This is a genomic window from Saliphagus sp. GCM10025317, assembly GCF_042663665.1.
In the GTDB taxonomy this organism is placed as follows: Archaea; Halobacteriota; Halobacteria; order Halobacteriales; family Natrialbaceae; genus Natronosalvus.
Map to the genome: position 1 here is coordinate 1,721,167 of NZ_JBHTAQ010000005.1, position 17,480 is coordinate 1,738,646.

The 17,480-nt window shown below is 60.5% G+C and carries 21 protein-coding genes and 1 pseudogene; 10 read left to right on the forward strand and 12 right to left on the reverse strand.

Annotated elements, in window-relative coordinates; all coding sequences use genetic code 11:
* Positions 1-9 precede the first annotated feature (9 nt).
* Positions 10-1,215 (reverse strand): methionine adenosyltransferase, encoded by a 1,206-nt coding sequence (locus tag ACFQS4_RS10395; RefSeq protein ID WP_497901442.1) that lies wholly within the window; start codon positions 1,213-1,215, stop codon positions 10-12.
* Positions 1,216-1,490: 275 nt separating this feature from the next.
* Between ACFQS4_RS10395 and ACFQS4_RS10400 the strand changes: the two genes are divergently transcribed.
* Positions 1,491-1,709 (forward strand): DUF8066 domain-containing protein, encoded by a 219-nt coding sequence (locus ACFQS4_RS10400; RefSeq protein ID WP_497901443.1) that lies wholly within the window; start codon positions 1,491-1,493, stop codon positions 1,707-1,709.
* Between the two features lie 72 nt (positions 1,710-1,781).
* Here the strand turns inward: ACFQS4_RS10400 and ACFQS4_RS10405 are convergent, their stop codons facing one another.
* The gene (locus tag ACFQS4_RS10405; protein ID WP_497901444.1) at positions 1,782-2,351 is read right to left on the reverse strand and encodes a GNAT family N-acetyltransferase; all 570 of its coding nucleotides are present in this window, start codon (positions 2,349-2,351) and stop codon (positions 1,782-1,784) included.
* A 317-nt stretch (positions 2,352-2,668) separates the two neighbouring features.
* On the opposite strand from ACFQS4_RS10405, the gene ACFQS4_RS10410 reads away from it, so the two are divergent.
* A complete protein-coding gene (locus ACFQS4_RS10410) occupies positions 2,669-3,046 on the forward strand; it encodes a DUF1428 domain-containing protein (protein WP_497901445.1) in 378 nt (125 codons plus the stop codon).
* On the opposite strand, the gene ACFQS4_RS10415 is transcribed toward ACFQS4_RS10410, so the two are convergent.
* Positions 3,037-3,600, reverse strand: coding sequence for a hypothetical protein (locus ACFQS4_RS10415; protein WP_497901446.1), 564 nt, complete (start codon positions 3,598-3,600; stop codon positions 3,037-3,039). The genes ACFQS4_RS10410 and ACFQS4_RS10415 overlap by 10 nt on opposite strands.
* 63 nt (positions 3,601-3,663) lie before the next feature.
* Positions 3,664-4,026: an iron chaperone gene (locus ACFQS4_RS10420; protein ID WP_497901447.1), complete on the reverse strand. Its 363-nt coding sequence runs from the start codon at positions 4,024-4,026 to the stop codon at positions 3,664-3,666.
* A 397-nt stretch (positions 4,027-4,423) separates the two neighbouring features.
* Between ACFQS4_RS10420 and ACFQS4_RS10425 the strand changes: the two genes are divergently transcribed.
* Entirely contained in the window at positions 4,424-5,185 is a 762-nt protein-coding gene (locus ACFQS4_RS10425) for a proteasome assembly chaperone family protein (RefSeq protein WP_497901448.1), read from the forward strand.
* A 312-nt stretch (positions 5,186-5,497) separates the two neighbouring features.
* Here the strand turns inward: ACFQS4_RS10425 and gvpA are convergent.
* The 3 genes and pseudogenes from gvpA to ACFQS4_RS10440 form a co-directional block, all read right to left on the reverse strand.
* Positions 5,498-5,784: pseudogene (gene gvpA, locus ACFQS4_RS10430) on the reverse strand (gas vesicle protein GvpA).
* Positions 5,785-6,235: 451 nt separating this feature from the next.
* Positions 6,236-6,562: a HalOD1 output domain-containing protein gene (locus tag ACFQS4_RS10435; RefSeq protein WP_497901449.1), complete on the reverse strand. Its 327-nt coding sequence runs from the start codon at positions 6,560-6,562 to the stop codon at positions 6,236-6,238.
* Between the two features lie 264 nt (positions 6,563-6,826).
* Entirely contained in the window at positions 6,827-7,135 is a 309-nt protein-coding gene (locus tag ACFQS4_RS10440; protein WP_497901450.1) for a hypothetical protein, read from the reverse strand.
* A gap of 337 nt (positions 7,136-7,472) precedes the next feature.
* Between ACFQS4_RS10440 and ACFQS4_RS10445 the strand changes: the two genes are divergently transcribed.
* Positions 7,473-8,018: a GNAT family N-acetyltransferase gene (locus tag ACFQS4_RS10445; protein ID WP_497901451.1), complete on the forward strand. Its 546-nt coding sequence runs from the start codon at positions 7,473-7,475 to the stop codon at positions 8,016-8,018.
* A gap of 132 nt (positions 8,019-8,150) precedes the next feature.
* Complete coding sequence (locus ACFQS4_RS10450) at positions 8,151-8,738, forward strand: DJ-1/PfpI family protein (RefSeq protein ID WP_497901452.1); 588 nt, start codon at positions 8,151-8,153, stop codon at positions 8,736-8,738.
* Between the two features lie 78 nt (positions 8,739-8,816).
* Here ACFQS4_RS10450 and cyaB read toward each other — a convergent pair whose 3' ends face one another.
* The gene (cyaB, locus tag ACFQS4_RS10455) at positions 8,817-9,410 is read right to left on the reverse strand and encodes a class IV adenylate cyclase (protein ID WP_497901453.1); all 594 of its coding nucleotides are present in this window, start codon (positions 9,408-9,410) and stop codon (positions 8,817-8,819) included.
* A 165-nt stretch (positions 9,411-9,575) separates the two neighbouring features.
* Here cyaB and ACFQS4_RS10460 point away from each other — a divergent pair, with 165 nt between their 5' ends.
* Both ACFQS4_RS10460 and ACFQS4_RS10465 read left to right on the forward strand, forming a co-directional pair.
* A complete protein-coding gene (locus tag ACFQS4_RS10460) occupies positions 9,576-10,577 on the forward strand; it encodes an FKBP-type peptidyl-prolyl cis-trans isomerase (RefSeq protein ID WP_497901454.1) in 1,002 nt (333 codons plus the stop codon).
* A gap of 190 nt (positions 10,578-10,767) precedes the next feature.
* On the forward strand, positions 10,768-11,727 hold the full coding sequence (locus ACFQS4_RS10465) for a sensor histidine kinase (protein ID WP_497901455.1): 960 nt from the start codon (positions 10,768-10,770) through the stop codon (positions 11,725-11,727).
* 196 nt (positions 11,728-11,923) lie between these two features.
* Here ACFQS4_RS10465 and ACFQS4_RS10470 read toward each other — a convergent pair whose 3' ends face one another.
* Positions 11,924-12,550, reverse strand: coding sequence for an RAD55 family ATPase (locus ACFQS4_RS10470; RefSeq protein WP_497901457.1), 627 nt, complete (start codon positions 12,548-12,550; stop codon positions 11,924-11,926).
* Between the two features lie 185 nt (positions 12,551-12,735).
* Here ACFQS4_RS10470 and dacZ point away from each other — a divergent pair, with 185 nt between their 5' ends.
* Both dacZ and ACFQS4_RS10480 read left to right on the forward strand, forming a co-directional pair.
* Positions 12,736-13,548 (forward strand): diadenylate cyclase DacZ, encoded by an 813-nt coding sequence (gene dacZ, locus ACFQS4_RS10475; RefSeq protein ID WP_497901458.1) that lies wholly within the window; start codon positions 12,736-12,738, stop codon positions 13,546-13,548.
* Between the two features lies 1 nt (position 13,549).
* Positions 13,550-14,314 carry a mechanosensitive ion channel family protein gene (locus ACFQS4_RS10480; RefSeq protein WP_497901459.1) on the forward strand — a complete coding sequence of 255 codons (765 nt, stop codon included), beginning with the start codon at positions 13,550-13,552 and terminating at the stop codon, positions 14,312-14,314.
* 4 nt (positions 14,315-14,318) lie between these two features.
* Here the strand turns inward: ACFQS4_RS10480 and ACFQS4_RS10485 are convergent, their stop codons facing one another.
* Positions 14,319-14,981 (reverse strand): metal-dependent hydrolase, encoded by a 663-nt coding sequence (locus ACFQS4_RS10485; RefSeq protein ID WP_497901460.1) that lies wholly within the window; start codon positions 14,979-14,981, stop codon positions 14,319-14,321.
* A gap of 88 nt (positions 14,982-15,069) precedes the next feature.
* On the opposite strand from ACFQS4_RS10485, the gene ACFQS4_RS10490 reads away from it, so the two are divergent.
* A complete protein-coding gene (locus tag ACFQS4_RS10490) occupies positions 15,070-15,798 on the forward strand; it encodes a helix-turn-helix domain-containing protein (RefSeq protein WP_497901461.1) in 729 nt (242 codons plus the stop codon).
* A 126-nt stretch (positions 15,799-15,924) separates the two neighbouring features.
* Here the strand turns inward: ACFQS4_RS10490 and gcvH are convergent, their stop codons facing one another.
* Positions 15,925-16,308 (reverse strand): glycine cleavage system protein GcvH, encoded by a 384-nt coding sequence (gcvH, locus tag ACFQS4_RS10495; protein ID WP_497901462.1) that lies wholly within the window; start codon positions 16,306-16,308, stop codon positions 15,925-15,927.
* A complete protein-coding gene (gcvT, locus tag ACFQS4_RS10500) occupies positions 16,308-17,423 on the reverse strand; it encodes a glycine cleavage system aminomethyltransferase GcvT (RefSeq protein ID WP_497901463.1) in 1,116 nt (371 codons plus the stop codon). The genes gcvH and gcvT overlap by 1 nt, the downstream gene beginning before the upstream one ends.
* Positions 17,424-17,480 lie beyond the last annotated feature (57 nt).

The following is a 17,480-nucleotide window of genomic DNA, read 5'->3' on the forward strand; positions in this document are numbered from 1 at the left end:
CAGGCGCCTTCAGAACGTATCCAGCTCGCCGTCGATGACGCGCTGAGTGATGTCCGTCACGTTCGCGAGGCCGTCGTCGACGATGGCCTCAATTTCAGGGCGGACAGTCTCGAGGTCGACGTCGTCCTCGGTGACGACGTGAACGTCGGCGACGTGAGGTTCGTCGATCGGTCGCCCGATCTGGCTCAGGAGGCGAACCCGGAGGTCACGGATGCCGTCGACTTCGCTCACGACATTCTCGGCGATGTCCGTTGAGAGGAGGTTGTAGATCTTGCCAATGTGGTTGACCGGGTTCTTCCCGCTCGTGGCCTCCATCGACATCGACCGATTTGGGGTGATGAGGCCGTTCGCGCGGTTGCCGCGACCGACGGAGCCGTCGTCACCCTGTTCGGCGGAGGTACCGGTGACGGTCAGGTAGATCGACCCCGCCTCGACGGCGTCGGCGGTGTTGACGTAGACCGAGACGTCGCGGTCGGTGTACTCGCTCGCGACGTCGACGACGTACTCGCGAACCGACGCGACGGCGTCGACGTAGGCGTCCATGTCGGGCACGTGCTCGTCGATCATCGCCGCGGCGACGGTCACGTCGATGCTGTCGCCCTCGCGCTTGCCCATGATCTTCACGTCTGAGCCGAGGTAGGGGTTCTCGGCGGCGAACTCGCGGTTGAGTCGCTGCTCGGCGTTGTAGACGATTTCTTCGGTCTCCGACAGCGGCGCGTGACCGACGCCGAAGCTCGTGTCGTTGGCCATCGGTACCTGCACCTCGTCCTCGCCGAAGACGTCCTGCAAATCGCCGCTCCCCTCACCGAGTTTCACGTCGACGACGACGTCCTCGCCGAAGGTGAGTTTGGGGATCTCGGCCTCGAGGTACTCGCGGGCGGCCGTCAGCGCGATGCGCTCGGTGGGGATGGTCTGTCCATCGTAGTGTTTGGTCGCGCGACCGACGATCAGAATGTAGATGGGGTCGACGACTTCGCCGCCGCCGAAGGCGGGGGCGGCCTCGCCAGCGACCAGCTGGGTCTCGTCTGTGTTGAAGTGAAGCACCTTCCCGACCCGGTCGAGGTATTCGCGGGCGAGTGCGCTGCCGACGCTCTCGGCGATTCCGTCACAAATCGAGTCGGGGTGACCGATCCCCTTTCGCTCGACGATTTCGACTTCTTGGTCCTCGACTGCGTTTCGGTCGATCCGTTCGACCCTGATGTTCCGTTCGCTCATTACACGAGGTTGCGCTGGGACGGTTCTATAACTTGCGAAAACGTTGACGGACGGAAATATGCGGCGAGGTTATACACCGATGGCCGGGTCTGTGCATCGTTCGACTGTCGAATACTCGAGCGCTCACGTCCCACGGTGTACTGGTGCAAGACCTGTCGACGTCGGTGCTGTCTGCTCCTTTTGATGCCCAGTGCGACCGATATCGGAAGGAGAAACGGTTGTGAGTGCGACTCGTTGACCGAAACCGATTTACCAGTTAGTGTTGATTTGGTTCCATGTCCTCTATTCACAATCGACGGCGTATTCCTGCCCGATACGGCATCGTCCTCGGAGCGATTGTGTTGGTTAGTTTCGCCTACGCGGTGATCACTGCGAAGATTCTCCTCTGGGTATGGGGGCTCTTCGCGTTGCTCTCCCTCGGACTCTCCGTGTTCGTGGTCTACCTCTTCTATCGGCTGGTACGTGCTGTCGAACGGATCGCCTATGAACAGTGATCGAGGATCAGTTCGCTCGAGTCGCAGGTGTGCTGAAACGGAGAAATCACGACCGAAGCGACGATTCACCTGTCAGGAGTGCACTGGTGTATCCGTCGGTGTTTCGGAGGTCCTCGAGAGGAGACGGTGGCGATGGGGGTGTCGCAAGGGACTGAAGTGGTAATTCCCAGTGGCCAACATCACGCCACTTCCCGTTCTTGTATCCGACGTTGCGGTATACACCGATTTTTCGAATCCACGCGATTCGTGAAACGTGACGCTCCGAGGGTTCGGTAGTGCGATTACAGCGTACGCATTGCGCAATCCCTGTCGATCCAGGAGCGCGAAGAGCGAATCGTAGAGCGCGCTCGCAATTCCCTTCCGTCGCCAGGCCTCGTTCACGTACACGGAGACATCGACTGCCCACTGGTACGCTGGGCGTTCGTTGTGCGTGCTCGCGTACGCGTAACCCGTTATTTGGCCGTCGTACTCACACACCAGCCACGGAAGTCGTTCCACAGTATTTCGGATGCGTTGAGCCATCTCTTCGACGGTCGGGGGATGAGTTTCAAATGAAATGTGCGTCTGCTCGACGAACGGTGTATAAATCGCTGTAATAGCATCTGCATCTCCCTCCGTTGCCAGCCGAATTGTCTGTTCCATTTGCGGGAATACGGAACCACGCACCAAAAGTACCGGCCGGCGAGGTGATACATACACGAGTATCTCTTACGACCACCATCGTTGCCCCACCAAATTTGCGTGAACTGCATAGCAGTGATGACCGTATCCTATCGTGGAGCACCTCTGCTAGCGAGGTTCAGTAAAACCTGGCGCCGTCGAAACTCTCAATCAGTGATAGTTTAGTGGAGCTATGCTGAATAGAGAGAATGTATGGAGCAGAGCAAGATTTGTTCCTGAGATAACTCTCGATCGGTGCAAAAAAGTTCAACTCCTCTTACGTCCTCCTTACGAAAGCCATGGAACGATACGTCGATGGATTCGTCATCCCGATCCCGAACGAACAGCTCGATGCATACCGTGAAATGGCCAGCGAGGCCGGAAAGCTCTGGATCGAACACGGTGCTCTCGAGTATTTCGAAGGGGTCGGAGACGACATGGAGCCCGACATGGACGGCATGCCAATGGTGACCTTCCCACAACTCGCAGACACAGGGGACGACGAGACGGTCGTGTTTTCATTTATCGTCTTCGAGTCGCGGGACCACCGCGACGAAGTGAACGCGAAGGTGATGGAAGATCCTACAATGGACTCCGACAACTACGAAGAGGAGATGCCCTTCGATCCGGAGCGCATGGCGTACGGTGGCTTCCGTTCAATCGTCAGCTACGAGTAACCATCGTCGTGTATCGTACAGTCTTGACGAACCCCGAGATAGACTGGTTGTGGGTCGTACGCGCCACTTCGGATCTGATGAATCGCCTTCGCCGTCGAATAGTGGTTCCCGTCCACGACAATCGACGCTTCACCGGGATCAGGTTGAAAGAGTGTTAATCGTTCCTCGTGCGTCGTCGTTTCGAAGCTATCAGCGAGCCGCTTGATATGGGCTACGTCAATATCTTCGAACGTGTCCGGTAATTCCGACTCGATGATGCGCTTTGCGGCCCCTCGTATCGTATTATCCGGCGAGAGTTTTCGCCACGAGCTGTCTGCTGGTCCGTCAATTACTCTGAGACGTAGAAATTCCGTCTTATCCAGCTCCGCTGCATACCACGTGATATGATGTTGCCAAATGAATGCGGCCTGAAACGGGCACTGACAAAGTAGTTCCCCAACGAGCTCCCACTCCGCTTCCTTCCGCTCAAAGTTGAAGTCTCGATAGAGTTTTTTATTTTCACGACGGAGCCAATTCCGGGCCACTTCAGCCAGGGGAATTCCTGTTTGTCCCATTTAGCAGAGATGGACATCGAGAGCCAAATCATTGGCGCTGAAACTTCGATGGCAACGCTTTGCTTACTGCGCTTTTGTAGCTTCTTTTACCTTCCGTTCAAGAAGCTGCAGTAGCTCTGCGGTCGGCACTGCTTGATCGTACCTGATTTGGATGGTCTCTTTTCCAGTTTTGTACCCTTTTTCTTCAAGCACTTTGCGATCTTCACTCCGAAACGCATCTGCACCAATGCCAAAGGTAGCGTGGTTCTTGAATGCAGTAAACCCAACGTGAGTACCGTGAAATTCATAGAATGGCACGTTGTACTTTATCCCTTCTTCCGCTTCTGGAACGGTCGAATGGATAATCTCACGTAGTTCTTTGAGCGTTGAACTGGCTACTTCGTCCTGATTCGCAATGTATGATTCAACGTCTTGTGGTTTTGACATTCTACAGTCTCCGTAGGCTGAATAAGGATTACTGCTTTATGATTAAATCGGTGAATTCAGTTATGAGTTCGGCGATACGACGTCTGTCCTGGATCAGCGGCGTGAGAACTGATGTCAACCACGGGGCGCCGAAATAGCAATTCGACCCCAATTCTAGCGAATGACGGTCGTTCGACCTGAAGTACCACGTAGCGGGAGGGGTGAGATTCGGAATCCTAGAAGTATTGCTCGTGATCGTCCTTGTGACACTGTCAGCGGTCCGTATGCGTCGGATCTATCAGGACGGACTCCATGTGGCCGTCGTCGCCGTCCTCGAGGCGCTGGGTTCTCCACGAGCTTCGACGTTACCCCATCTGAATGGTGGCGGCATTATAATGATGGACCGTGTACGTTTGATATGCCTTCTGAACCTTCATTCAAGGTCACTAGCTCGACAGATGTCTCTCCCAGCGAGACGCTTGTCATAGGCGTATCCACAGTTGGACTAGCAGGACTCACCGCTGTGGACCATCTCATCAAGAATAACAATTCTACAGAGTTAGGTCACATCCTGACACGCAATGTCCCTGATATAACTCCCTTTGAAGAAGGAGAACCCCGCTTACCACTACGTCTCTACGACCTACCAGATCTTGATCTGTCGGTACTCGTTGGCGAACTGTTCATCCCTACCTGGGCAGTAGATTCGTTCGTTGAAGCCCTCCTGGAATGGACATCGTCGGCTGGGATCAGTGAGATCACTGTTCTTCACGGTGTTCCATTTCCACACGGCCCCGACGAACACGATGTATTCTATGTTGCGTCTACACCCTACCGAACAAAACAACTGGAAGATACTGAAATCAAACCACTCAAAGGAGGCTATCTCGATGGCATTGCCTCCGAGTTGATAACCTCAAACCTCATCGGTAAGGCACCACCAACTGGCGCCCTTATCACCCCGACTCATCCGCCAGGGCCCGATTTCGATTCTGCCTTACTCTTCCTCGAAGCGCTTCAGCGCATCTATGAGTTTACGATCGATGAAGAAGAACTCCGTCACCGCGCTGACGAGGTCAAACAGTACTATCAGGAACTCGCCAACCAGATGGAACGCTTTGGAAGCGGTGAACGGCCCTCAGGAGGCTATGACTTCCCTGAGGATCGCATGTTTATGTGAAGTAGAAACTATCGTCCACAAGGGCCACGGAGGTCAGTCCTCAGTCCGGTGCGAACGAGGACATCGTCTGCGTACCCGAGGATGGTCTGGGCGATGGATTGCGATGTCGGTCGAGAGTTGGAAGCTGGTTACTGACTGTTAATGGACCGCTCCGCGTTCTGTTGACGCTCGTTTCGGAAGGTCGCTATTAGTGAAAGGGTTCGAAGACCTCGTGAAGGTCTTCCTTGGGGATGTACTCGAGCGCCGTTTCGAGTTTCATCTCGACGACCATCCATGACCGGCTTTTGAAAGAACGACCTCGGGTCTCGAGTGTTAGCCGGCTGCTGGTTCGGGTGACGATTCCGGCCCAGTCTCGACTTTAGGTTTCTCGATGTCTTCGAGCTCGGCACCGGCGGTAGCCTGCTCGAGCTTCGCGATTTCCCTCGTGTAGTGCAGGAAGGTATCGATGGACGCAATGACGACTCTGGCCTCGATGGTGTTAATTCGAGACCGACAATGGAGATCCGCGCCCAGACGTCGATGACTACGCCCTTGTCGAGGATGCGATCGAGAACTCCCGCCAGACTCGAAGAGTCTGGTCGTCGCTGAGGAGACGTCATTGTGATCCCTATCTGGAAGTGGAGCAAGGGGTTCGCTTCACTATTCTGTCTGCGTTGGCAACCCACCACCTGAAAACGGCAGTCAGGAGGTATTCGTGGATGCAAAACGGCCATTTGAAGGTAGTAGGTCTGTCTCATCCCCAAATTTCGAGGAGGGGATAGTTTGGACCGACCACCTATTGCCGAGTACGTGCTTTGTATCTTGCAGAGTTGTAGCGAACTATCGATTCCTGCGGCAGTCTGTTACACAGAACTCCTGTACTGAGCAACCACTGCCCTCGCAAGTCGAGTTATATTTCGTGCGACATTCGCGCTATCTATCTTGGAAAGATTCGGTGAACTACCGAGACGCTGTCAGAAGTGGTGTACAAGATGCAGAGGATGAGTGTAGCACAGCATCGTCGTTTATTTCACACAGCCTCAATAGACTGACTGATCAACAGTCGGTGCGCTACTCCGATGATGGTCCGCTCACTTCGAAGACAACCAGTTCGTTACCCTCGAACAGCAGTTGATACCGATCGATAGTAACGGTAACGGTGGCAGACCCCAATTTCCCGTCTCGAACAAGTGTATCGAGCGCTTCCGGGTCGACATAATCGTGTAGAGTGGCCTCGAAAATCGTTGTGAGTTCAGTTGGGTCAACGTTCTCGAGGTGGGCGAGTGCCTCAATCGCGGCTATACTTGGTGCCGTGGCCAACCAGTCGTACGTTCTTCGCAGGTGGATGGTGGTCGAATCAGACGATGACTCGTCCCCCGGTCGGTCTTCCGCGCTCATTACAAGACCCATGCTATGGATTAGCATAAAGAGCTATGATTTTCTGAGTGAACGTCGGAGTATCCTCACTCCGATCGGTCGGTGTCGGGTTGCCACGTAAAGATGGCGCGAAAAATGACCACGAGGCTATTTCGTTCGCCGGCGCCCCAGATCGCCGTTTCCTCAACCTCACTGTCGTCCGTGCTGCCCATTCATGAGCACACCCACGAGCGCCGTCTCTTCGTCGGTGATCAACAGGCTCCCAGCGGGCGTTTCATCCCACTCTCAGAGAGTTTCGAACAGCTCGATCGACGGCACCTCCTCCCGAACGCGCCCCTCGACCGCCTCCGAGATGCCCGCCAGATAGATCTCGACTCCTCGGCCGGCGGCCTCCCGTAGCGCCTCGAGGTGGTCATCTGTGAGCAACTCGTCGACGGTCAAGTAGACAATCTGCTCGCCGACCTCGGCAACGAACTCGTCAATGCGGGACGAAACTGCCTCTCGACCGGTGACCGTCCAGACGCCGTATCGCGGCGTCGTGTGCTGAATGTCGACGAACCCCAGTTCGTGCAGTCGATCCGCTGCTTCGTACACGTGAGTCCGGGGCACGTTGTTGATGCGAGGGAAGATCTCCCGTACACAATGCCGGTCGAAATGATATCAATCCGCCTTTGAGTGACAGGCTACCGATGATGCTCCCGGTCAGTCCCTCCGTGGGTGAGAGTTACCGTGTGCTACACTCACGCTGAGTATTCAGCACACCGTTTCTATCACATTCTGAGGATTTCAACAGAGTCTAAAATCTCTAATGAGAGTATTACTCTCGAGCAGCCGACCCCGGTCACGACGAACGGGCGCTGATCGCTCGTTCCCACTGCCAGGTCTTCGGGGCTCCAGAAGACCTATTGCCGGGGCGTCGATCCATCAACGCATGCCGGGTGCACGCATCACGAGCGACGAACGGGTGACGCTTCGGACGGTGGAACGCGAGGACGTCCCGTTTCTCCAGCGGGCGTTCGCCAACCCCGAGATCCGGTATCCGATCGGCAACCCCCTCTGGAATCAGGAGCAAGTCGAAATCCCCACCGACGACGAAGACAGCGACCAGTTTCTCGTCTGCCTCGACGACGGGCAGCCGGGTCAACCAGACGAGGACGACGTGGAGCGACTCGGCGTCGTCTACGTCGGCGACGCCCACTACCGACGACCGGAACTGGGCTACTGGCTCGCGCCAGCGTACCACGGCCAGGGGTATGGCTCCGAGGCCGTCTCGCTCGTCGTTGACTACGTCTTTCGGGTCTACGATCACCCTGCCGTCGGCGCCGGTGTCTTCGACTTCAACGACGCCTCTCGAGGGCTGCTTGAGTCCCTCGGCTTCGAGGAGGAAGGGCGGATCCGCCGTGATCGGTTTATCGACGGCGCGTACCGCGACATGATTCAGTACGGCCTTCTCCGCGAGGCGTGGCGAGAGCGGTAGTTCGGCGTCGTCAGTGAGCGACGGTGGGAACGCTCGCCTCGTTCGAGTCCTTGCGCGTGTGCTCCGCTTGTGTGTCCCCTGAGAGCTGTGAACTTATACCACTCGAGGGCGTACTTGTGCCCGGTGATCCCGATGGGCAAAGACATCCTCATGATCGTCGGCGACTTCGGCGAAGACCTCGAGATAATGGTCCCGTTCCAGGCGTTGCAGATGGTCGGCCACGACGTCGACGCCGTGTGTCCGGACAAGGAAGCGGGCGAGACGGTCAAGACGGCGATTCACGACTTTCGCGGGGATCAGACGTACCTCGAGGAGCGCGGCCACGACTTCGAGTTGAACGCGACGATGGACGAGATCGACCCCGCCGACTACGACGCGCTGTGCGTCCCCGGCGGTCGTGCGCCGGAGTACCTCCGGACCTACGACGAGGTCATCGACGCCGTCCAGCACTTCTTCGAGGAAGACAAACCCGTGGCGACGCTGTGTCACGGTCCGCAGATTCTCGCCGCGGCGGACGTCCTCGAGGGCTACGAGATGACGTCGTACCCGGCAGTCCGCGCGGAGTGTGAGGCCGCTGGCTGTTCGTGGGTCGACGGCGTCGTTCGCGACGGCAACCTCGTCACTGGCCAGGCCTGGCCCGACCACGCCGAGTGGCTCGCGGAGTTCCTCGACCTGCTCGGAACGGACATCAGTCACGCCGAGGCTGCGACGGCCGACTGAATCGCCTGTTTCACAACCCGTCCCGCACCACCCGCTGAACCGCCTTTTCGCAATCCGTTCTCCGCTCTTCCACCCCGCTCAACCCTCCAGCACGAGCTCCAGATACGACGTCCGAAGTTGCGTCGCGGGATCGAGGTCGAGGCGCTCGAGGATGGTTGCCGCTCCCTCGCGGACTTCCTCGATCTCGACTTCGGTCTCGGCGTCGGCCTCCACCTCGACGAACTCACCGGCCCCCTCGACCGCGTCGAGCGTGACGGTGTACCCCTCGAGCGAGTAGCGCTCACGGCGTTTTTCGACCGTCGCGACGGGCTCGAAGCCGAGTTTCGTGAGCGCGGCGTCCATGGTCTCGCCGTCGCCGACGGCCGTCTCGTGTTCGGCGCGGGTCTTCGAGTCGTCCTCTAGCAGCGGCCCCTTGTAGGTCACTCGAGCCTCGTGGTCGACGTCGTTCAGGGCGATGGCGGTGCCGGCGTCAGCGTCGGCGTCCGAGTCGTCCACCGCTTCTCGCCGAATGCGCAGTGCTTCGTCGGACTCGGCGAACGACCGGTGGGGGGCGTCGTAGTAGGTGTCCGCCTGGACGACCGTCGCCTCGCGCGTCGCGCCGAGGGACTCGAGACGTGCCCGGACCGCCTCGAGGGTCGCGGGAACCTCGACCTTGAGTTCGACTTCGTACATACGTCGCTCGAGGGACGGGAGCCATAGGAACGTGTCGTTCCGCGGCTGACTCTCGCTCTCGGTCACGAACTCGGTGCTCGAGTGGGGAAGAGAGAGAAACGAGCGGAAACCGAACGCTCGAACGAAAACGTCGGTCTTAAATGCGGACGGCTGATGGTACCACGTATGACCGAGGAAGAGGAGGCCGAGACATCGGCCGATGACGTCGAAACGGAAGCTGAAGACACCGAAGCCGAGGAGAGCGAGGCCGAGGCCGAGACCGAGAGCGGGTTCCAGCCCGGCGACTTCGTGAAGATTGCCTACACCGCCCGCACCGTCGAGGGCGACCAGCTCGTCGACACGACCGACGCCGAGGTTGCCGAAGAGGAGGGCGTCGACGCCCAGGACCGAGAGTTCGCCCCGCGAACGATTGTCCTCGGAGAGGGCCACATCTTCGACGCCGTCGAGGACGCCATCATCGGCAGCGAGGCCGGCGAGGAGGGCGAGGTCACCATCCCCGCCGAGGAAGCCTTCGGCGAGTACGACAACGACGCCCTCGAGACGATCAGCGCGGACAAGATCGACGAGGACGACCGCTACCCCGGCGCGCACGTCCACGTCGACGGCCGCCACGGCTACATCAGCACCATCGTCGGCGGGCGCGCCCGCGTCGACTTCAACCACCCCCTCGCCGGCGAGGACGTCGAGTACGAGTACGAGGTCGTCGAGGAAGTCGACGACCGCGAGGAGCAGGCCGCCGGCCTCTTCGGAATGTACCTCGAGACCGAGCCCGACCTCTGGATCGAAACCGACGAGGTCGAAGAGGAGGTTCCCGTCGAGCCTGACGAAGGCGACGAGGAAGACGAAGACACCGAACCCGAGTTCGAGACTGAAGTCGTCGAGAAGGAGACCCTCTACGTCGAGTCCACGCCCCAAATGGCGATGAACCAGCAGTGGATGTTCCAGAAGCAACAGATCGCCCAGGACGTCATGGACAAGGTCGGCGTCGACCGCGTCATCGTCCAGGAAGTCATCGAGGGCATGGGCGGCATGATGGGCGGTATGGGTGGCATGATGGGTGGCATGGGCGGCGGTGGCGAAGCCGACCTTGAGGCCGCGCTCGAGGACGCTGACGTCGACGCCGACGAGATCGTCGAGGAACTCGAAGCCGAAGCCGACGACGAGTAAACCCAGTTTTTCGATTCTTTCGCGTCCACAGCAGCGATGGCTGTGGCTCGCGATTTCTCGAGGAGACGCATGTATCGGCCCGAGGAGACGTACTGGTCGGCCGATACTATGATAGTCGTCCACTTTTTTGTAGACGACAATGTGGCACGTCCCCCGAACACGTTCGGTAGCCGACGGGCGCCACGTCGTGATGACAATCGGCGCCGCATACGTTGCGTCGTCCGTCCTGCCCGCCATTTTTCCCGGGAGCGAGGAGTTACCACGGGGCGCCCTCCTGATCGTCGTCGTCCTGACGGCCGGACCAGGGCTGGTTCTGCTCTACGGCGGCTATCGACTGCCACGTTCGGCGGTTCACGCGGCGCTCTACGGCCGGATCGCCGGCTGGTGTCTCGGCGCGGTCGGGGTCATGGCAACCATCTTCGCCCTCTCGAGTCTCGTCAGTGACCTGGCGAGCGTCGTCCCGAATGTGTTGATCCTCACTGCGTTGAGCGCCCTCGCCGGTTTCGGAATGGGCGTCTACGACGCTCAGGCGCGGACGCGGGCACGGGAGGCCGAGCAACGGAGCCAGGAACTCGCCTACCAGAACAATCGACTGGAGAGCTTCGCGGGCATGCTTGCCCACGAACTGCGGAACCCGCTGACGATTGCCAAAGGCTACCACGAGCAGTCGCGCCCGCAGGACGAGGACGCCGCCAGACAGGCGTCACTCGCCCACGAGCGCATCGAGGAGATGATCGACATCCTCCTCGTTATCGTCGGTGAATCGCCCATCCACGTCGACGAGGAGCGGGTCGACCTCGCGGCCGTGGCCGAGCAGGCGTGGGAAGCCACCGAGAAAACGGCGACGGCCACGCTCGTCCTCGACACCGATCGATCGATCCACGGTGACGCGATGCACCTGCATCACCTGCTGGCGAACCTCTTTCAGAACAGTCTGGAGCACGCTCGCGAGGACGTGACCGTTCGCGTCGGCGACCTCGAGGACGGTTTCTTCGTCGAGGACGACGGCCCCGGCATCCCGCCGGAGACGCACAGCCAGGTCGTCGAGCCAGGGTTTACGACGAGCTCGCGCGGGACCGGGCTTGGCCTGACGCTCGTCACCCAGTTAGCCGCGATCTACGACTGGGACTGGGCGCTCGCCGAGAGTTGAGACGGCGGCGCGCGATTCGAGTTCACCGAGGTCGGTCTCGAGTAGCCCGTTACCGAGACTCGAGTAGCCCGTTACCGAGACTCGAGTAGCCCGTTACCGAGAGCTGAATCGCACGCTGTCGAGGCTCGAGCAGCCGACTACAGAGACTCGAGCGGCCCGCTTTCGAGACCTGAACCGTCCGTAACAGCATCCATCGTCACGCGATGTCCCGACTCGTGTCAATCTCGACCCGTTCGGAGAGCTGGAGCTTGATGATTTCGGGAGAGGCACCGCCACCCCGGAACTTCGGAATCGCCAGGTGGTTCTCGATTTCCGTCCCCTCGAGGGAGGTCCGCAGGTCGAAGACCGCGTCGGCGACGTGTTCGGTGGTCGGCCGATTGTCGGGCGGGTTGGGTCGCTTGAGACAGTGGAGGACGGCGATCGAGCCCGTCTCAAGCATGTGTGACTTGAGCTCGTTGAGAAACTCGAGGTAGTCCTCGCCGTCGGCGCGCTCCAGGACGTCCATCGTGTCGATGATGAGGTTGGCACCGTCGGGCAGGGCGCTGATGAGGCGGGTCGCTTCCTCGAGGGGGTCGGAATCGGTGACTCGGCGAACGGTGGGGCTGCCGACGCGGCTCATCGAGGATTCGATGGCGTGGCGGACGGTGTCGTCGGTTCGCTCGGTCGTCAGGTACAGGGTGCCGCGAGCGGCCGTCAGTTCGTACAGGAGCAGTTCCGACTGGCTGGCGGGACTCGCGGTGTAGGCGACGACACAACCCGGGGGCAGTCCGCCGTCTAACTTCCGATCCAGCACGTCGATACCCGTTTCCAGCCGACCAACCATGCGATTGTGACCACTTGACCCAGCGCCCGCATAACTCTTTGGCCCGAATCGCCGTCCACTCGGGCGGTTCCGGGCGATTCTTCGTTACGGCGTTGTATTAGCTGCCACCCGAAGCCGAATAATCGGCGGACGCACGTCAGACGGCCCAAAACGTTTATTCGGCCGCGAACTGCTTGTAAGAGACAATGGTCGAACTAGGCGACGTATTCGGGGATCTCTTTTCGGACGTCGATGCAGTCGCACTCTTTGCCCCCAGCGGGTCGTACTACGACCGCCTGGCGGCCGTCGACGACCTGGAGGTGATCGTCGTCGGGACCGAAAACACCGTCAGCGCCGAGACATTCGTCGAACTGCCCCTCGAGTTCCAGGACGTCTCCGAGCGGATCCGGTTCGGACTCGAAGGCGGCCTGGAACAGGGTATCATCGAGGACGGCGACGAACTGGCCTGCGCGACGAGCGTCTTCGGCGACGGCATCGACACCGTCTCGCGAGTCCGGGCGAACATCGACAACCAGTCGGGTATCTACAACCTCTTCGCGAAATCGCGGGCCGACCCCGACGTCATCAAGGCCGTCCTCGAACTGGCGGTCGAACTCGGGAAGAAGGGCCAGAAGGGCAAACCCGTCGGCGCGCTGTTCATCGTCGGCGACGCCGGCAAAGTGATGAACAAGTCCCGGCCACTCTCGTACAACCCCTTCGAGAAGTCTCACGTCCACGTCGGCGATCCGATCGTGAACGTCATGCTCAAGGAGTTCTCGCGACTCGACGGCGCGTTCGTCATCTCGGACTCGGGGAAACTCGTCTCGGCCTACCGCTACCTCGAGCCCTCGGCGGAGGGCGTGGACATCCCGAAGGGGCTAGGCGCCCGGCACATGGCCGGCGGGGCGATCACGCGAGATACGAACGCGATCGCGATGGTCCTCTCCGAGAGCGACGGGATGGTGCGCGCGTTCAAAGCCGGCGAGATTATTCTGGAGGTCGACCCGGAGGAGTACTGACATGGAGATACAGACGCTCGTCGACGAACCCGTCGTGATAGCGATGGCCGTGCTGGTCCTCGGTCTCGTCGTCGGATACGTCGTCGGTCGACTAAACGAAGAACTTCTGCGGGCGGCAGAGGTTCCGGAGGCGGTCGAGGGAACGCCGTTCGAGCGAACCGCCCAGTCGCTCGGTACCTCGACGGTCAAGATCGTCGCTCGACTCAGTTCCTGGTTCATCTACGGCATCGCGCTGTTGACGGCGATTCACATCGCCCAGCTCCTGCCGACGGAGGCGTTCTGGCAGACCATATGGACGTTCGTTCCGCAGGTGTTCGTCGCGGTCCTCGTCGTCCTCGTCGGGTTCGTCGTGGCAGACAAGGCCGAACTGGCCGTCAGCGAGTACCTTCGGGGGGTCAAACTCCCCGAGGTCTCGATCATCCCCAGAGTCGTCAAGTACTCCGTCCTCTTCGTCGCCTTTCTCATCGCGCTCGCCCAGGTCAACGTGGCGGTCCTGCCACTGTTGATCCTCCTGACCGTCTACACCACCGGCCTCGTCCTGATCGGCGCGTTCGCGTTCAAGGACTTCCTCGTCTCGAGTGCGGTCGGCATCTACCTGCTGCTCAACCAGCCCTACGGGATCGGCGATCGCGTCGAGATCGGCGACCACACGGGGATTGTCCAGGAGGTCGACCTCTTCGTGACGAAGATCGAGTCCGACTCGAGAGAACACGTCATCCCGAATCGCGTGGTCTTCGAGGATGGGTTCGTCCGGATCCGGGACTGACGGCTCAATTGCGCTTTCGGCGCGACTCGAGCACTCGATACCCGACGGTCAGGTACCCGACGAGCGTCACGACGAACAGTTCGCCGGAACTCGCGATCGGGAAGATCCGCTCGACGTCTTCGGGTTCTGGGTCCGATCCGCGCGTCGGGTCGAAGCCCGTCGAGTAGTGCGTGTCAGCCGTCGTGCCGCGGGCGGTCGACTCCGAGACCGTGGTTCCGGTTTCACTGGACTCGAGTTCGACGAACGTCTGGACGAACCCGCGCTGGTCGGTGACCAGGAGTTTGCCCGAGAGGTCGAAGAACCGGTCGTGGACGGGCCAGAAGAGGTTGACGCCGTTGTAGAACGCGTCGAGCAGGACGTGCGCGAACAGGACCGCAATCAGGGTTACCCAGCCGATCCGGTAGCCGTAGGCGCCCCACCGCGAGCGGACGACCGATTTCTCGCGTCGCCAGTCCCAGTACAGGACGAGTGCGGGAAGGAGGACGATCCAGAGGTTGTGGAAGGCAGCGCGGTGGGTTCCGGGAACGACGATGCCGAGCAGCGTATCGAGGTCGAGGAGGGCGGTCACGGCCATGACGAACAGGATCGCTCGCGTGTCGAAGCGATCGGCGAGGAGGGCGACCCCGACCAGGCCCGCCAGCCCGACGTGTACGACGGTCGACGGCATGCCCCCATCTCAGAGCCTCGGACCTTGAGTGTTCGCCTCGTCGGTCGAATGCCGGTAGCTACTTGCCACGCCCGTGAGAGCCAGAGGTATGGGCGGACGTGGACGTGGACGTGGACGCGGGCCAAAGCGGGAACTGGCGGAGAAGATCGCAGGAGAGATCACGCTGAGCAACGACCCGGGCGCAACGCTTCGAAAGTGGCGAACGGACTTCGACGTCTCCCAGACCGATCTCGCGAGCGAACTCGACGTCTCCTCGTCGGTGATCTCGGACTACGAGAGCGGCCGTCGAGAGAGTCCCGGAATTGGGGTCGTCCGCCGACTCGTCGAGGGACTCCTCGAGATCGACGAACGCCGCGGCGGCGATCGAATTCGACAGTACGGCCGCGTGCTCTCGGCGGGCTTCGACAGCGACGTCATCTACGACCTGCGCGAGTACGCGACGACGTATCCGCTCGCACACCTCTACGAGACGATCGAGGCGACCGAAATCGCCCCGGGTCACTCCGACCGGATCAGCGGTCACACAGTCATCAACAGCATCGAGGCGATCACCCGCCTCTCGAGTGAGGAGTTCTTTCGCCTCTACGGGCAGAGCACCAACCGGGCGCTGGTGTTCACCGGCGTCACGCGCGGCGAGTCGCCGCTGGTCGCCCTTCGCGTCGTCAACCCGACCCCCAATGCCGTGGTCCTCCACGGACTCGAGCCCGACGACCTCTGGGAGCACGCCGCCGACCTGGCGCGAATCGATGGTTACGCGCTGTCGACGTCGACGCTGCCGCTCGAGGAGTTGCTGGAGCGGCTGGCCGGACTCGAGTGAGGTGTGGCCTGCTGAATGCTACTGCCGAAGGATGAACGTTGAGCGTTTCTGTTGAACGCTTCCGCTGAAGGGTTAACGCTGAGCGCTTCTGTTGAGCGCAACTGCTGCAGGGTGAACGTCGAGCGCTCAGGCGACCTGTTCTTCGTACTCCTCGGCAGTGAGCAGGTCCTCGAGTTCGCTCTCGTCATCGGGGTCGACCGCGAGCATCCAGCCCTCGTCGAAGGGGTCTTCGTTGACGAGTTCAGGAGCGTCGAACAAATCCTCGTTGACGGCCGTGACCGTGCCGCTGACCGGCGCGTACAGATCGGAGACTGCCTTGATCGACTCGACGACGCCGAAGCTCTCTCCCGCCGTGACGTCCTCACCCTCGTCGGGCAGTTCCACGAATACCACGTCGCCGAGTTCGTCCTGCGCGAAGTCGGTGATACCGATTCTGACGCCGTCATCTGTCTCGAGTGCCCACTCGTGTGATTCCTGGTACCGTCGGTCGTCTGGGATATCGAAGCTCATTATACTGTATCGACGAAGGGAGGCGTTTCAATCTTTGCCTTTTTGGGCCGGCCGCGGACGTCGACGCGGATCTTCGTCCCGGCATCGGCGTACTCGACGGGCACGTAGCCCAGGCCGATGGCCGCCTCGAGCGTCGGACTCATCGTCCCGCTCGTAACCGTCCCGATGACTTCGCCGTCGGTGGTCGTGATGTCGTAGCCGTGGCGAGCGATCCCGCGGTCGACGAGTCGGAAGCCGACGAGTTTCTCCTCGACGCCCTCTTCTTTCGCGCGCTCGAGGGCGTCCCGGCCGACGAATTCGGTGTCGAGTTTGACCGTGAAACCGATGCTACACTCGTAGGGAGTGCGCGGGTTCGTCTCGCGGTCGAAGTCCTGCCCGGCCAGGACGAACCCGGCCTCGAGGCGGAGGGTATCCCTCGCGCCCAGACCGCAGGGCTGACAGTCGAAGGCCGACCAGACGGATTCCGCGTCGTCCCATGGGGCGATGACCTCGAGGCCGTCCTCGCCGGTGTAACCGGTGCGGGCGACCCAGCACTTGGACTCGGACTCCGTCCCCTCGACCGTCGTGTACGTCGCCTCGAACCGACTGAGGTCGCTCACCCGGTCGGGGTCGGCGACGACGTCGAACACCAGTTCGCGGGCGTCCGGCCCCTGGATCGCGAACATCGCGTACTCGTGCGTCTGGTTCTCGATGGACGCCTCGAGTCCCCACTCGTCGCGGTGGGTTCGCCAGCGCTCGGTCATGGCCTCGTCGTTGCCGGCGTTCGGAATGAACAGGAAGACGTGGTCGTCACCCTCGTCCGGGAGTCGGTAGACCACTGTGTCGTCGATGATCACGCCGTCCTCGTCGGTGATCGTCGCGTACTGGGAGTCACCGACGTCGAGGGCGGTCACGTCGTTCGACGTGAGTCGTTGCATCAACGCCCGGGCGTCTGGGCCGCTGACCTCGATCTCGCCCATGTGAGAGACGTCGAACTTGCCGACGGATTCGCGGACCACCCGGTGTTCCTCCTGGATCGAGTCGAACTCGACTGGCATCTCCCAGCCGCCAAATTCGGTGACTTTCGCTCCCCGCTCGTCGTGGACCCCACGCAACGGCGGCATCTGCAGCGACATACTCGTCACGTCACCCGCGGGTAAGTAATGTTTTTACATTCAGCCAGTGCTCGAGGG